This window comes from Microbacterium sp. BE35 (genome assembly GCF_031457705.1).
Taxonomy (GTDB): Bacteria; Actinomycetota; Actinomycetes; order Actinomycetales; family Microbacteriaceae; genus Microbacterium; species Microbacterium trichothecenolyticum.
Genome location: NZ_JAVDXD010000004.1, coordinates 98,583 through 110,989, shown reverse-complemented (window position 1 = coordinate 110,989; position 12,407 = coordinate 98,583). Strand labels below are relative to the sequence as shown.

14 protein-coding genes are annotated in these 12,407 nt (G+C 73.0%); 1 reads left to right on the top strand and 13 read right to left on the bottom strand.

The annotated features are described in order from the left end of the window. Nucleotides 1-37: 37 nt before the first annotated feature. From trpA to rpe, 10 genes are read right to left on the bottom strand one after another with little or no spacing between them, the layout of a single operon-like run. Nucleotides 38-832 carry a tryptophan synthase subunit alpha gene (gene trpA / locus J2Y46_RS14325; RefSeq protein ID WP_045302456.1) on the bottom strand — a complete coding sequence of 265 codons (795 nt, stop codon included), beginning with the start codon at nt 830-832 and terminating at the stop codon, nt 38-40. Beyond that, nucleotides 829-2,094, bottom strand: coding sequence for a tryptophan synthase subunit beta (gene trpB / locus J2Y46_RS14320; protein WP_045302458.1), 1,266 nt, complete (start codon nt 2,092-2,094; stop codon nt 829-831). The genes trpA and trpB overlap by 4 nt, the downstream gene beginning before the upstream one ends. Further along, entirely contained in the window at nt 2,091-2,867 is a 777-nt protein-coding gene (gene trpC / locus J2Y46_RS14315; protein ID WP_045302459.1) for an indole-3-glycerol phosphate synthase TrpC, read from the bottom strand. The genes trpB and trpC overlap by 4 nt, the downstream gene beginning before the upstream one ends. 2 nt (nt 2,868-2,869) lie before the next feature. Beyond that, entirely contained in the window at nt 2,870-3,100 is a 231-nt protein-coding gene (locus J2Y46_RS14310) for a DUF6704 family protein (protein WP_045302461.1), read from the bottom strand. Nucleotides 3,101-3,146: 46 nt separating this feature from the next. Then, nucleotides 3,147-3,782 (bottom strand): Trp biosynthesis-associated membrane protein, encoded by a 636-nt coding sequence (locus tag J2Y46_RS14305; protein WP_045302463.1) that lies wholly within the window; start codon nt 3,780-3,782, stop codon nt 3,147-3,149. Continuing rightward, nucleotides 3,779-4,144, bottom strand: coding sequence for a phosphoribosyl-AMP cyclohydrolase (gene hisI, locus J2Y46_RS14300; RefSeq protein ID WP_045302465.1), 366 nt, complete (start codon nt 4,142-4,144; stop codon nt 3,779-3,781). Before hisI ends, J2Y46_RS14305 begins: the two co-directional genes overlap by 4 nt. Beyond that, nucleotides 4,141-4,929 (bottom strand): imidazole glycerol phosphate synthase subunit HisF, encoded by a 789-nt coding sequence (gene hisF / locus J2Y46_RS14295; RefSeq protein WP_045302467.1) that lies wholly within the window; start codon nt 4,927-4,929, stop codon nt 4,141-4,143. Before hisF ends, hisI begins: the two co-directional genes overlap by 4 nt. Continuing rightward, nucleotides 4,929-5,771, bottom strand: a complete 843-nt coding sequence (gene hisG, locus J2Y46_RS14290) for an ATP phosphoribosyltransferase (protein ID WP_045302469.1) — start codon at nt 5,769-5,771, stop codon at nt 4,929-4,931. The genes hisF and hisG overlap by 1 nt, the downstream gene beginning before the upstream one ends. 43 nt (nt 5,772-5,814) lie before the next feature. Then, nucleotides 5,815-6,078: a phosphoribosyl-ATP diphosphatase gene (locus J2Y46_RS14285; RefSeq protein WP_045302883.1), complete on the bottom strand. Its 264-nt coding sequence runs from the start codon at nt 6,076-6,078 to the stop codon at nt 5,815-5,817. Between the two features lie 52 nt (nt 6,079-6,130). Continuing rightward, nucleotides 6,131-6,826 carry a ribulose-phosphate 3-epimerase gene (rpe, locus tag J2Y46_RS14280; protein ID WP_045302471.1) on the bottom strand — a complete coding sequence of 232 codons (696 nt, stop codon included), beginning with the start codon at nt 6,824-6,826 and terminating at the stop codon, nt 6,131-6,133. A 20-nt stretch (nt 6,827-6,846) separates the two neighbouring features. Between rpe and glsA the strand changes: the two genes are divergently transcribed. Next, nucleotides 6,847-8,019 carry a glutaminase A gene (glsA, locus tag J2Y46_RS14275; RefSeq protein ID WP_310243223.1) on the top strand — a complete coding sequence of 391 codons (1,173 nt, stop codon included), beginning with the start codon at nt 6,847-6,849 and terminating at the stop codon, nt 8,017-8,019. A gap of 47 nt (nt 8,020-8,066) precedes the next feature. Here the strand turns inward: glsA and J2Y46_RS14270 are convergent, their stop codons facing one another. The 3 genes from J2Y46_RS14270 to J2Y46_RS14260 are packed head-to-tail and all read right to left on the bottom strand — an operon-like array spanning nt 8,067 to nt 12,400. Continuing rightward, complete coding sequence (locus tag J2Y46_RS14270) at nt 8,067-9,437, bottom strand: RsmB/NOP family class I SAM-dependent RNA methyltransferase (RefSeq protein WP_052676940.1); 1,371 nt, start codon at nt 9,435-9,437, stop codon at nt 8,067-8,069. Next, on the bottom strand, nt 9,434-10,357 hold the full coding sequence (gene fmt, locus J2Y46_RS14265; protein ID WP_310243220.1) for a methionyl-tRNA formyltransferase: 924 nt from the start codon (nt 10,355-10,357) through the stop codon (nt 9,434-9,436). Before fmt ends, J2Y46_RS14270 begins: the two co-directional genes overlap by 4 nt. Before the next feature lie 21 nt (nt 10,358-10,378). Beyond that, the gene (locus J2Y46_RS14260; protein ID WP_310243218.1) at nt 10,379-12,400 is read right to left on the bottom strand and encodes a primosomal protein N'; all 2,022 of its coding nucleotides are present in this window, start codon (nt 12,398-12,400) and stop codon (nt 10,379-10,381) included. Between the last annotated feature and the right edge of the window lie 7 nt (nt 12,401-12,407).

The following is a 12,407-nucleotide window of genomic DNA, read 5'->3' as shown; positions in this document are numbered from 1 at the left end:
GCTGGGGGCGTCGGCGGTGGCCGCCGACGTCAGAAGTCTAGTTCGCGCCGCGGGCGGTGCCTGCGGCGAGGCTCTGCGCGGTCTCGGCGAGGCCCTCCAGGCCCCGCTCGCGCAGTGCGCGCACGAGCGCCGTGCCGACGATCGCGCCGTCGGCGTACTCGAGCACGCCGGCGACCTGCTCGGCGTTCGAGATGCCGATGCCGACGCACGCGTGCTCGACCCCGTGCTCGCGCAGGCGCGCGACGAGGGTGCGGGCCGCAGCATCCAACTGCGCGCGCTCCCCCGTGATGCCCATGGTCGAGACGGTGTAGACGAAGCCGGTGGAGTTCTGCGCGATGAGCTCGAGGCGCTCGTCCGTCGAGGTCGGCGCGGCGAGGAACACCCGGTCGAGGCCGGTGCGCTCGCTGGCGGCGATCCACTCCGGCGCCGCCTCTGGCGTGATGTCGGGCGTGATGAGGCCCGCTCCGCCGGCGGCGAGCAGGTCGTCGGCGTAGCGGTCGACGCCGTACTGCAGCACCGGGTTCCAGTAGGTCATGACGAGCACCGGCACGTCGACGCGGCGCGTGATCTCGCGCACCGCCGTGAACGTGTCGCGCAGGCGGAACCCGCCCGCGAGGGCGGTCTGGGTCGCCTCCTGGATGACCGTGCCGTCCATCACGGGGTCGGAGTAGGGCGGCCCGAGCTCGAGGATGTCGGCGCCGTTCTCGGCCAGTGCGACCGCGGCGTCGATGCTCGTCTGGAGGTCGGGGAAGCCGAGCGGCAGGTAGCCGACGAACGCGCCGCGCCCCTCGGCACGGGCGGCGTCGATCGCCGCGGCGACGCGTGAGGTCACAGCTTCTCCCCCTCGCCGTGTGCGGCGTCGTCGTGCGGCGCGGATGCGGCGGTCGAGGCATCCGCTGCCTCGTCGTACAGCTGGAAGTACCGCGCCGCGGTGTCCATGTCCTTGTCGCCGCGCCCGGAGAGGCACACGGCGAGGATCGCGTCGGGGCCGAGCTCGCGGCCGATGCGGAGCGCCCCCGCGAGGGCGTGGGCGGATTCGATCGCGGGGATGATGCCCTCCGTCTCGGAGAGCAGACGCAGTGCCTGCATCGCCTCGTCGTCGGTCGCCGGGATGTACTCGGCGCGGCCGATCGAGGCGAGCCACGCGTGCTCCGGGCCGACGCCCGGGTAGTCGAGACCCGCAGAGATCGAGTGCGACTCGATCGTCTGGCCGTCTTCGTCCTGCAGCACGAAGGTCTTCGCGCCGTGCAGCACACCCGGGCGGCCGCGCTCGATCGACGCGGCGTGCCGCGGCGTGTCGACGCCGTCACCGGCGGCCTCGACGCCGTAGAGCTTGACGCCCGCGTCGTCGAGGAACGCGTCGAACATGCCGATCGCGTTCGAGCCGCCGCCGACGCACGCGAGGACGGCATCGGGCAGCCGCCCCGCCTCCTCGAGGAGCTGAGCGCGCGCCTCCTCCGAGATGACCTTCTGGAAGTCGCGGACCATCGCGGGGAACGGGTGCGGCCCGGCGGCCGTGCCGAAGATGTAGTTGGTCGTCTCGACGCTCGCGACCCAGTCGCGGTAGGCGTCGTTGATCGCGTCCTTGAGGGTGCGCGAGCCGGTCTTGACGGGGATCACCTCGGCGCCGAGCAGGCGCATGCGGGCGACGTTGAGCGCCTGCCGCTCGGTGTCGACCTCGCCCATGTAGATCGTGCACTCGAAGCCGAAGAGCGCTGCGGCCGTCGCGGTCGCGACGCCGTGCTGGCCCGCGCCGGTCTCGGCGATGACGCGCGTCTTGCCGAGGCGCTTCGTGAGCAGCGCCTGGCCGAGCACGTTGTTGATCTTGTGCGAGCCGGTGTGGTTGAGGTCCTCGCGCTTGAGGAACACGCGGGCGCCGCCGGCGTGCTCGGCGAACCGGGCGACCTCGGTGATCGGCGACGGGCGGCCGGCGTACGAGTGCAGCAGCCGCACGAACTCGGCCTGGAACGCGGGATCGGCCTTCGCCGCCTCGTACTCGGCTGTCAGCTCGTCGATGGCGGCGATGAGGGACTCGGGCATGTACCGCCCGCCGAACTCGCCGAACAGCGGCCCGGGAGCCTCACGAAGACTCATGCGCCTGCCTCCAGGAATGCACGCAGGGTGGATACGGGATCGTTCGTGACGAGCGCCTCGCCCACGAGCACCACGTCTGCGCCGTCGCGGCGGTAGTGGGCGACGTCGGCAGGCGCCAGCACGGCGGACTCGGCGATCTTGATCGCCCCCGCCGGGATGCGCTCGGCGAGGCGACCGAAGAGGTCGCGGTCGAGCTGGAAGGTGGACAGGTCGCGCGCGTTGACGCCGATGAGCTGCGCCCCGAGGTCCACGGCGCGGTCGACCTCGTCGGCCGAGTGCGTCTCGACGAGCGCCGTCATTCCCAGCTCACGCGTGAATGCGTAGAGGCGAGCGAGCACGTCCTGGTCGAGCGCGGCGACGATGAGCAGGACCAGGTCGGCGCCGGATGCGCGGGCCTCCAGCACCTGGTACTCGGTCGCGATGAAGTCCTTGCGCAGGACCGGCAGCGTGACCGCGGCCTTCACCGCCTCGAGGTCGGCGAGGCTGCCCTTGAACTTCCGCCCCTCGGTGAGGACGGAGATCGCCGACGCGCCGCCCTCTTCGTAGCGACGGGCCTGGAGCGCCGGGTCCGGGATGGCGGCGAGGTCGCCGCGCGACGGGCTCGCACGCTTGACCTCGGCGATGATCTTGACGCGGTCGGAAGGGGCGAGCGCGGCGAGGACGTCGAGAGCGGGACGCTGCGCGAGGGCTGCGGACTCGACCTCTGCCAGGGGACGCACCGAGGCGCGTCCCTCCGCATCCTCCACCGCGCCGGCCGTGAGGTCGGCGAGCATGCTCAGTGCTCTTTCGCCGCGACCTTGGAGCCGCCCACGCCGTAGCCGGCGCGCTTCATGATCCAGCCCACGAGGAGTCCGATGACCAGGAGGCCGGCCGACGCCCAGACGAAGATCGGCATGTCGAGGAAGAAGAAGAAGGTGCCGATCGAGACCGCGATGAGCATGATCACGACGGCAGTCCAGGCTGCGGGCGAGTGTCCGTGGCCGGGGTCGCCGATGTTGTTGCTCATGCGTGTCTCCTCGTGGAACCTGGGCGGGATGCCGCCAGTCTAGCGGTCAGGCGGTCGGATCCTCGCCACGCGACAGGTCGTCCCAGTTGTCGATGGCGCGCGATCCGGCAGCGTCGTGGGGGCGCGGGCCGTCGCCGGCGCGCGCGGGGGAACCGGCGGCCGGGGCGGCCTTCGCGGCCTCGTCCGTGCGGTAGCGGCGACCGGTGCGCGACCAGGCGTGCGCTGTCGCGAGCACGAAGACACCGGCCGCGATCAGCACCACCCAGACGACCAGGGTCACCACCGGCCACGCGGTCGCATCGATGGACGCGACGAGCTTCGCGACGGAGGCCTCCCCCGCGATGCCGGTGGATTCGGTGACGACCGAGGCGACGGCGGAGACCGGGTGCTCGAACACGACGCGGGCAGTGAGCCAGGCGAGGACGGCGCCGATGAAGAACGCCAGTGCGCCGAAGACGTAGCGCAGCACCAGCCCGACGATCGACAGTGCGGCACCGAGGGCGAGCACAGCGAGGCTGAGAGGCGCCAGCACCGGCACCGCGGAGGCGCCGGGCACCTCGAGCGTGTGGTGGGCGGCGTCCTGGAGCTCGACCGTCAGCCATGTCTGGGTCGACGAGATCACGCCCAGCGCCCCGCACAGCACCGCCACGACGACGGAGAGCAGTCGCGCCCTGCGGTTCACGCGTCCGGCTCCGGGCCACGCACGGCGCCGAGGTCGCGGCCGTCGAAGCACGTGCGGGTGCCGGTGTGGCATGCGGCGCCGATCTGCTCGACCTCGACGAGGATCGTGTCGCCGTCGCAGTCGAGGCTCGCTCCGCGGACCAGCTGGATGTGGCCGGACGTATCGCCCTTGCGCCAGTACTCCTGGCGCGAGCGCGACCAGAAGGTGACGCGGCCCTCGGTGAGCGTGCGACGCAGGGCCTCGGCATCCATCCATCCGAGCATGAGCACCTCGCGGGTGTCCCACTGCTGGATGACCGCGGCGACCAGGCCGTCGGCGTTGAAGGTCACGCGCGCGATGCGTTCGTCGAGCGTCCCGGTCATGCGGCCACCTCCCGGACGGCGATCCCTTCGGCGCGCATGGCGGCCTTCACGTCGCCGACGGTGAGCTGGCCGGAGTGGAAGACGGATGCTGCGAGCACGGCGTCCGCGCCGGCCTCGATGGCAGGGCCGAAGTCCTCTGCGCGGCCGGCGCCACCCGACGCGATGACGGGGACGCTCGCCACCTCGCGCATCAGGGAGACGAGTTCGAGATCGAAACCCTGCTTGGTGCCGTCGGCGTCGATCGAGTTCACCAGGAGCTCCCCCGCACCGCGTTCGATCGCCTCGCGCGCCCACTCGAGCGCGTCGAGGGTCGTCTCGGTGCGGCCGCCGTGCGTGGTGACGACGAAGCCGGACGGGATGCGCTCGCTGAGCTGCGACGAAGCCCGCTTGACGTCGAGCGAGAGCACGAGCACCTGAGCGCCGAAGCGGTCGGCGATCTCGTCCAGGAGCGCCGGGCGGGCGATCGCCGCCGAGTTGACGCCGATCTTGTCGGCGCCGACCGACAGCAGGCGGGCGACGTCGTCGGCCGAGCGGACTCCCCCGCCCACGGTGAGCGGGATGAAGACCTCTTCGGCGGTGCGCCGGACGACGTCGTAGGTCGTCGAGCGCTCATCGACCGTCGCCGTGACGTCGAGGAAGGTGATCTCGTCGGCGCCCTGGCGGAAGTACTCGCGTGCCAGTTCGACCGGGTCTCCCATGTCGCGCAGGTTCTGGAAGTTCACGCCCTTGACGACGCGCCCTGCGGCGACGTCGAGGCACGGGATGACGCGGCAGACCAGGCTCATCAGAGTCTCGCGTTGTGGATCGCGGTGACCAGGATCGCGCGGGCGCCGATCGCATACAGCGCGTCCATGACCTGGTTCACGCCCTTGCGGGCCACCATCACGCGCACGGCCACCCACGCAGGGTCGCGCAGCGGCGCGATCGTCGGCGACTCGATGCCCGGGGCGATCTTGACCGCGTCGTCGACGAGGTCGGCCGGCAGGTCGTAGTCGACCATGACGTAGCGGCGGGCGACCATGACGCCCCGCAGGCGCCGCAGCAACGTGTCGGTTCCCTCCGCCTGTGTCGGCGAGGTGATCAGCACCGCCTCGGACTGCAGCAGCACCGGGCCGAAGATCTCGAGGCCGGCCTGGCGCAGCGTGGTGCCGGTCGACACGACGTCGGCGACGGCGTCCGCCACCCCGAGGCGCACGGCGGACTCGACCGCTCCGTCCAGCGGCACCAGGTCGACGGCCACGCCGTGCTCGTCGAGGAAGGCGTCGACGAGGCCGGGGTAGGCGGTCGCGACCCGCGCGCCCTGGAGGTCCTGGACGGACGTGAAGCGTCCGGGAGGACCCGCGAAGCGGAACGTCGAGTCGCCGAAGCCGAGAGCCTCGATCTCGCGGGCGCCCGGCATGCGGGCGTCGAGCAGCAGGTCGCGTCCGGTGATGCCGACGTCCAGTGCGCCGGATCCGACGTACGTGGCGATGTCTTTCGGACGGAGGTAGAAGAACTCGACCTCGTTCTGAGGGTCGATGACGTGGAGGTCCTTGGGGTCGCGGCGACCGATGTAGCCCGCCTCGTGAAGCATCTCAGAGGCGGTCTCGGCGAGCGAGCCCTTGTTCGGCACGGCGATTCGCAGCATGGCAGCGGGGCTTTCGGGTTCGAGGACGGGTGGGGACTCGCGCTCAGAGATGTCGGTAGACGTCCTCGAGGCTCAGCCCCTTCGCGAGCATCAGCACCTGCAGGTGGTACAGCAGCTGCGAGATCTCCTCGGCTGCGGCATCCGTCGATTCGTACTCGGCCGCCATCCAGACCTCGGCCGCCTCCTCCACGATCTTCTTGCCGATCGCGTGGACGCCCGCGTCCAGCTGTGCCACGGTTCCCGATCCCTCGGGGCGCTCAGCCGCTTTCGCGGCGAGCTCGGCGTACAGCGTGTCGAACGTCTTCACCATGCCAGGGTATCGAACCGAGCGGATGCCTCGGCGCCGCGTGACGCGACGGTCAGTGGATGTGGTGCTCGGCGGCGGACGCGCGAAGGCCCGCGATGGCGTTCGACGGGTCGCCCGCACCGAACACGGCCGAGCCCGCGACGAACGTGTCGGCGCCCGCCTCGGCGGCCTGCGCGATCGTCGACTCGCCGATGCCGCCGTCGACCTGGAGCCACACCGACGACCCGCGCCTGCGGGCCTCGTCGGTCAGGCGACGCAGCTTCGGCATGGTCTCGGGCATGAACGACTGGCCGCCGAAGCCCGGCTCGACCGTCATCACGAGGATCTGGTCGAAGTCGTCGAGGAGGTCGAACAGGCCCTCCACAGGGGTCGCGGGCTTGACCGCGACGCCGGCGCGTGCGCCGATGTCGCGCAGCCGTCGGGCGAGCGCGACCGGCTCGGTCGCCGCCTCGAGGTGGAATGTGACGGATGCCGCCCCGAGCTCGGCGTAGCCGGGTGCCCAGCGGTCGGGGTCGGAGATCATGAGGTGCACGTCGAGGGGCACGGGGCTCGTCGCCTGGATCCGCTCGACCATCTGCGGGCCGAACGTGAGGTTGGGCACGAAGTGGTTGTCCATGACGTCCACATGGACGAAGTCGGCCGTCGCGATGCGGGCGAGTTCGGCCTGCATGTTCACGAAGTCGGCGGCCAGGATGCTGGGATTGATGCGGATGCCCCTCTGGCGGGCGGCGTCGTCGATCGGTGGCACGCGTCCATTATGGTCGAGCCGTGGATCCGATCACGGCGCTGCTGCACGACGTCCTCGAAGACATCCGACCCCATGACGACGGCGCCCCGGCGGGCTACATCCCCGAGCTCGCCGCCGCCGATCCCGACCGGCTCGCGCTCGCGGTCGTCGGCCCGCGCGGCCGGGTCCGCGCCGTCGGCGATGTCACGCACGAGTTCACGATCCAGTCGATCTCGAAGCCGTTCGTGCTCGCGCTCGCCCTCGCCGATCGCGGCCGCGACGCGGTGCTGCGCAAGGTCGGCGCGGAGCCGAGCGGCGAGCCGTTCAACGCGATCAGCCTCGAGCCCGGCACCGGGCGGCCGGCGAATCCCATGGTCAACGCCGGGGCGATCGCGACGTCCGCCCTCATCCCCGGCGACGGCGTCGACGACCGGATGACCCGCATCGTCGAAGGACTCTCCGCGTTCGCCGGGCGGTCGCTGTGGGTCGACGAGCAGGTCTACGCCTCGGAGTCGGCGACCGGCGACCGCAACCGCGCCCTGGCGCACCTGCTGCGCTCGCACGGGATCATCGAGGGCTCGGTCGAGATCGCCGTCGAGACCTATTTCCGGCAGTGCTCGCTGCTGGTGACCGTGCGGGACCTCGCAGTGATGTCCGCGACGCTCGCGTTCGGCGGCCTCAACCCCGTCACCGGCGAGCGGGTCGTCTCCGAGGCCGTGGCCCGCGACGTGCTGTCGATCATGGCGAGCTGCGGCATGTACGACTACTCCGGCGAGTGGCTGCTGCGCGTCGGCCTGCCGGCGAAGAGCGGCGTCAGCGGAGGCCTGCTGGCCGTCGCCCCGTCGCAGTTCGGCGTCGCGGCGTTCAGCCCCCGGCTGGACGAGCACGGCAACTCGGTGCGCGCCATCGCGCTCCTCGAGACGCTCGGCGAGCGGTTCGGCATGCACCTGCTCGAGCCGCACGAGAGCGTCGCCGTCCCCGCGTTCACCGTCGAGGACACCGACCAGGGACGCGTGCTGCGCCTGTCGGGCGAGCTCGGCCTGGCCGGCACCGAGCGGGTCGTCGCCGTGCTCCGCGAGATCGCCGAAGCGCTCCCCGAGGCCGCCGAGGTGATCGTCGACGCGCGGGACCTCGCCCGCGCCCACAGCGCCGCGCTGGTCGCCCTGCGGGTCGAGTTCGAGCAGATGCCCCGCGGCATCCGCCTGCGGGAATGAACTCGCGAGCGGGGACGGATGCCGCGGCTCAGACCCGGCCCGACGGCTCAGACCCGCCGCAGCAGCGAGATCGACATCGCGTCGGTGTTGTGACGGTGCGGCCACAGCTGTGCGCGCCCGCTGCCGTCGGACTGCGGTGGCAGGCCCGGGTCGGCGTCGGACAGTGACGTGATCACGTCACGGGCGGAGATCTCCTCGAGCGCGGCGCCCCACTCGCGGCGGATGTCGGCGACGACGCCGGACGTCTCGGCGAGGTGCGGCGAGCACGTCACGTAGGCGACGACGCCGCCAGGCTTGAGCGCACCGACCGCGGTGCTGAGCAGCTCCCGCTGCAGCTCGGTCAGCGCCGGGACGTCGCTCGGCGCCTTGCGCCAGCGCGCCTCGGGACGTCGGCGCAGCGCACCCAGCCCCGTGCACGGCGCGTCGACGAGGATGCGGTCGTAGGTGTCGGGCGCGTTCGCCGCGCGGCTGCGGCCATCCTCCTCTGACACGGGCACCTCCACCGGGACGCCCGCGAGAGCCTGCCGGACGAGGCCGGCGCGCGCCGGTGAGATCTCGTTGGCCTCGAGCACGGCGCCGCCGACACGGGCCTCGGCGGCGAGGACGGCGGTCTTGCCACCGGGACCCGCGCACAGATCGAGCCAGCGCTCCCCCTCCGTGATGGGCAGGGCGCGCGTCAGCGCCAGCGCGGCGAGCTGGGAGCCCTCGTCCTGCACGCGGATGCGACCGCGCGAGGAGCGCACGAGCGAGTCGGGATCGCCGCCGCCGAGGCGGAACCCGATCGGCGAGAACGGCGTGCGCCGGGCATCGTCGGGAACACCGGCGAGGTCGGGCAGCGCCGCCATCGTGACGCGCGGCGAGGCGTTGTCGGCGGTGAGGAGCGCCTCGAGCTCTTCGGCGCGGCCCTCCGCGGCCAGCGCGCGCCGGAAGGCGCGCACGACCCACACCGGGTGCGAGAACAGCAGGCCGAGCTGCTCGTCGTCGGAGCGGGCGCTCGCGGCGACATGCGTCATCCAGTCGCCCGGCGTGTCGCGCGAGATCCGGCGCAGCACGGCGTTCGCGAACCCGGCGGCACCGCGGCCGCCCGCACCCCGGGCGAGCTCCACGGATTCGTTCACCGCGGCGTGGGAGGCGACACGGGTGGAAAGGAGCTGGTGCACGCCGAGACGCAGCGCGTCGAGCACGGCCGGGTCGATGTCGGAGACCGGGCGATCGGCGGCGATCGCGATCACCGCGTCGTACGTGCCCTGGCGCCGCAGCGTGCCGTAGGTGAGTTCGGTCGCGAGCGCGGCGTCGGCCGTCGAGAGGCCGGCGCGCGAGATCGCCGTCGGCAGCAGAAGGTTGGCGTACGCGTCCGACTCGTGGACGGCTCGCAGCGTCTCGTAGGCGACGCGGCGGGCCGCGACCGTGCGGCTCACGATCCCGCCACCGGGGTCGCTCCGTGCAGCCCTCGCCACCAGTCGGCGGCGCGCATCGCGCCCTTGCCGGCAGGCTGCACCGTCTCGAGCACGATCGGCGCGGATGCGGTCCCGGCGATCACCTGCTTGCCGTGCAGGGCGAGCGCGCCCGGTTCGAGTGGCGCAGCGTCGCCGGGAGCCGGCGCGACAGCGAGAACCTTGAACCGGGCGCCGTCGATCGTGGTGTGCGCACCGGGTTCGGGCGTCACCCCGCGGATGCGGCCGAGCACTGCGCTCGCGGGCTCGTCCCAGCGGATGCGGCCGTCGTCGTCGCCGAGCTTCGACGCGTACGTGGTGTCGCCCTCCTGCGGGCGGGCGACGGCGGCGCCGGAGGCGATCGCGTCGACCACGTCCGAGAGCAGCCCGGCTCCGTCGTCGGCCAGCGAGGCGAGGAGGTCGCCGGCGGTCGCGTTCGGCGGGACGTCGAAGGCGAGCTCGCCGAACACGTCTCCGGCGTCGAGCTCGGGCACGAGCTGGAACACGCTGGCCCCCGTGCGTGCGTCACCGGCGATGAGGGCGTGCTGCACCGGTGCGGCGCCGCGCCAGCGCGGCAGCAGCGAGAAGTGCAGGTTGATCCACCCGTGCGCCGGGGTCGACAGCAGCGGCTCGCGCACGAGCCCGCCGTAGGCCACGATCACACCGAGGTCGGGTTCGAGAGCCGCGATCTCGGCGGTGGCGGCCGCATCGAGGCGGTCGGCCCGGATCACGGGCAGCCCGAGTTCCTCGGCGGCCGTGGCGACGGGTGACGGCGTCAGGACCCGCTTGCGCCCCAGCGGGGCGTCCTGGCGGGTGATGACCGCGGCGATGTCGTGAGCGGATGCCGCGAGCCGGCGCAGCGACGGCACAGCCGGCGCCGGTGTGCCGGCGAAGACGAGACGCATGACGTTCCTGGAAGTCGAGGGTCAGAGATCGAGATCGGGTACGTCGACCCGAACCTTCAGTGTATGGGCGGCCCCGGGCGTGCGACCCTTCGCGGCGCGGCGCCCCTTCATCGCGTGGCTCACCACGGACGCGCGCAGACTCTCGGTCACGCGGGCGCCGAGGCCGTAGTCGAACCGCACCAGAGCGCGCACCGACTCATCGTGCGCGATCGGACCGAGCACGGCCTCTCCGTCGAGCTCCGGGACGGCGGCGCGCAACGCGGCGATGGCGGTGTCCACCGCGCGATGCGGTCCGTCGACGGAGGCCACCCGGACGGTCGGGGGCATTCGCAGCGGGGCACGGTCGGCGAGCTCGGAGCGGGCGTACGCGGCCTGCGTCCAGGTCGCCAGCGCGCGAGCGACCTCGCCGCCCACGCCGACCAGATGAACCGGCGACCCGGGGGCGGCCAGGGCCGCCGCGTTCGACCACCACCGCAGACACGACTCGCCGATGCGCAGATCGTCGGCCATCAGCATCCGATCCCCATCCAGCAGGATCACGGCACGATACCCGCCGGCCGCGCGCGGCTCGGCGCCGCGGGTCGCCACCACCAGAGCGGGACGGGCGTCGACCTCGGTCACGGGGTGGTCGCCGTCGGCGACGATCACACGCGTGCCCGGAAAGGCGCGACCGAGTTCGTCGGCGGTGCGCTCGCTGCCGGACGAGGCCATGCGAAGGAGCGTCGACCGGCACTCGGGGCAGGCCCACGCGTGGGCGGCGCGTCCGCACCACGTGCATGTCGGGACGGCGCCCTGCCGCGCGGCGTGGAGCGGACCGCCGCAGTGCGCGCAGCGCGCAGGATGGCGGCATTTCGCGCACACGAGAACGGGTGCATAGCCCGGACGCGCCACTTGAACGAGCACCGGGCCCTCGGTGAGCGCTTCACGCGCGGCGGCGAACGCCGACGACGGCACGCGCGCCGCGCGGGACTCCCCCTCGCGGTTCGCGCTCAGCACGACACGAGGGCTCACCCGCCGTGCCGCGGGGAGGTCGCGCACCCAGCCGACGGCGACCAGGCGCTCGACGTCGGTGGTGCGGGTGTGGCCCGCGAAGACGAGAGCTCCGCCGTGCAGCTCCTGACGCAGCAGCGCCGCGTCGCGGGCGTGGACGCCGGGGCTGAGCGGCTCCCCCAGCAGCGGGTCCCCGTCGTCCCAGAGCGCGACCAGCCCGAGCGCGGACACCGGCGCGTACACGGTGGAGCGGTTGCCGATCACGACGCACGGCGCGTCGGCGAGGGTCCGCAGGAACGCGGCGTACCGGGTGGGACCGCTCTGCTTCGCATCGTCGCGGACCAGGGCGTCGGCGGGGATGCGGGCCGCCAGCGCGGCTTCGAGCTGGGCGCGGTCACGGTGATCCGGCACGGCGATCACGGTGCTGCGCCCGGAGGCGAGGGTGTGCGTCGCTGCCGCGGCGAGCAGGATCGCCCAGGATCCGACGACCGTGCCGTCGCCGAGCGTCGACGGCACGGGCGGCGCATCCACCGCGAGGCGCTCGTCGTCGTCGAGCGCTTCGGCGAGCCCCGGGTACGCGCCCAGCACCCCGTCGGCCCACGCGCGATCCGCCTCGTCGATCACCGGTCGCGACGGCGGGTCGGCGGCGAGCCATGCCTTCTCGGCGCGCACCATGCGCTTGGGGATCGCGAGGCGGAGGATGTCGCCGGCTGATCCTGCCGCCCTGTCGGCGGCGCGTCGGGCGAGCGCGTAGAGCGCCGGCGTCAGCACCGGCACCGGCGACACGACGGCCTCGAGCTGCGACAGGGGGCGGTCCGAGGCGTCCGGCTCCCCCACCTCGACGAGGAGCGCGTCGACCACTCGCCCGGCGCTGCGCAAGGGCACGCGCACCCGGACGCCAGGCACGGCGTCCGCGACGAGCTCGGCGGGGATCTCGTAGTCGAAGAGGCGGTCGAGCTGCGGCAGCGGCGAGTCGATCAGCACACGCGCGACGCGGCGCGGGCGCCGCGGCCGATCGGCGGAGTCGGGCTCGTCGTCGTGCACCGCGGTCACGCGGCCG